Source organism: Fulvitalea axinellae (genome assembly GCF_036492835.1).
In the GTDB taxonomy this organism is placed as follows: Bacteria; Bacteroidota; Bacteroidia; order Cytophagales; family Cyclobacteriaceae; genus Fulvitalea; species Fulvitalea axinellae.
In genome coordinates, this window is record NZ_AP025328.1 from 7,501 (window position 1) to 10,000 (window position 2,500).

General features: G+C 53.4%; 1 rRNA gene (cut by a window edge). It reads right to left on the minus strand.

The features are described from left to right. Positions 1–10: 10 nt before the first annotated feature. Positions 11–2,500, minus strand: a 23S ribosomal RNA gene (locus tag AABK39_RS27620); it runs 396 nt beyond the window's last position.

A 2,500-nucleotide genomic window follows, 5' to 3' on the forward strand; every position in this document is an offset into this window, starting at 1 on the left:
AAACGGAGTGTTCGGAAAGCTTATGGGCAATTAGTACCGCTCGGCTTTGCCATTTCGGGCTTTACACCTGCGGCCTATCGACGTCATCGTCTCTGACGACCCTTAAAGGAAATCTCATCTTGAGGCGAGTTTCGCGCTTAGATGCTTTCAGCGCTTATCTCGTCCGAACATAGCTACCCGGCGATGCGCCTGGCGGCACAACCGGTACACCAGAGGTTCGTCCATCTCGGTCCTCTCGTACTAAAGACAGGTCCTCTCAAATTTCCAACGCCCGCAACAGATAGGGACCGAACTGTCTCACGACGTTCTGAACCCAGCTCGCGTGCCACTTTAATGGGCGAACAGCCCAACCCTTGGGACCTTCTCCAGCCCCAGGATGTGACGAGCCGACATCGAGGTGCCAAACCTCCCCGTCGATATGAGCTCTTGGGGGAGATCAGCCTGTTATCCCCGGAGTACCTTTTATCCTTTGAGCGATGGCCCTTCCATGCGGAACCACCGGATCACTATACCCTACTTTCGTACCTGCTCGGCTTGTAGGCCTCACAGTCAAGCTCCCTTGTGCTATTGCGCTCTGCGCATGATTACCAACCATGCTGAGGGAACCTTTGGAAGCCTCCGTTACTCTTTTGGAGGCGACCACCCCAGTCAAACTACCCACCACACAATGTCTCCGTTTCCGGATTAGGCACCGGATAAATAAAGGGCGGTATTTCAAGGACGACTAACCTACGCCTGGCGACGCAGGATCACAGTCTCCCGCCTATCCTACACATCATTTACCCAATACCAATGTGAAGCTGTAGTAAAGGTTCACGGGGTCTTTCCGTCCCGTTGCGGGTAAGCGGCATCTTCACCGCTACTACAATTTCACCGAGCTCATGGCCGAGACAGTGTCCAGATCGTTGCACCATTCGTGCAGGTCGGAACTTACCCGACAAGGAATTTCGCTACCTTAGGACCGTTATAGTTACGGCCGCCGTTTACCGGGGCTTCAGTTCAGCGCTTTGACCGAAGTCTAACGCCCCCCCTTAACCTTCCGGCACCGGGCAGGTGTCAGGCCCTATACATCATCTTTCGATTTCGCAGAGCCATGTGTTTTTGTTAAACAGTCGCCTGGACCTCTTCACTGCGGCTTCTCGCTTGCGCGAGGAAGCACCCCTTCTCCCGAAGTTACAGGGTCATTTTGCCTAGTTCCTTAGCCATGAATCACTCGAGCGCCTCAGGATTCTCTCCTTGACTACCTGTGTCGGTTTACGGTACGGGCCGATTATCATTTAAACGCTTAGAGGTTTTTCTTGGGAGTCTGATTAGGTCCATATTGGCTCTCCGCGGGGGATCGCCATACTGTCGGGTTTCAGCAGGTCCGGCGGATTTGCCTACCGGTCCTATACCTACGCCCTTCAACGAGCTATTCCGTCAGCTCGCAGGACTTTCACTTCTCCGTCGCCCCATCACTATGATAATCGGGTACGGGAATATTAACCCGTTGTCCATCCACTACCCCTTTCGGGTTCGCGTTAGGTCCCGACTAACCCTGGTCCGATTAGCGTTGACCAGGAAACCTTAGTCTATCGGCGTGCGGGTTTCTCGCCCGCATTATCGTTACTTATGCCTACATTTGCTTTTCCAAGCGCTCCACTGTGGGTCGCCCCACAACTTCGTCGCACTTGGAATGCTCCCCTACCCAGATATAAATACCTGCCTTGGTTTCGGTGATACGCTTGATGCCCGATTATTATCGATGCCCTGCCGCTCGACCAGTGAGCTGTTACGCACTCTTTAAAAGAATGGCTGCTTCCAAGCCAACTTCCTGGCTGTCTATGCAGCTGGACCGCCTTAGTTCAACTTAGCGTATACTTAGGGACCTTAACCGAAGGTCCGGGTTGTTTCCCTCTCGGACATGGACCTTAGCACCCATGCCCTCACTGCCGGTGAGCATCTGTCAGCATTCGGAGTTCATCTGGATTTGGTAGGCTTGGAGGCCCCCTAGTCCAATTGGTAGCTCTACCTCTGACAGACTCGTGACCGACGCTGCTCCTAAAAGCATTTCGGGGAGTACGAGCTATTTCCCAGTTTGATTGGCCTTTCACCCCTACCCACAGCTCATCCAAACACTTTTCAACGTATACTGGTTCGGTCCTTCATTGTATCTTACTACAATTTCAACCTGGCCATGGGTAGATCACAGGGTTTCGCGTCTGCCCCCACTGACTGTATCGCCCTATTCAGACTCGCTTTCGCTCCGGCTACGTTCCTGAAGAACTTAACCTTGCCAGTGAGGAGCAACTCGTAGGCTCATTATGCAAAAGGCACGCCGTCACCACACAAAGTGGCTCCGACCGCTTGTAAGCGCACGGTTTCAGGGTCTATTTCACCCTCCTGTTCGGAGTACTTTTCACCTTTCCCTCACGGTACTGGTTCACTATCGGTCTCTTGGGAGTATTTAGCCTTGGCGGATGGTGCCGCCGGATTCAGAGGGGATTTCACCGGTCCCCCC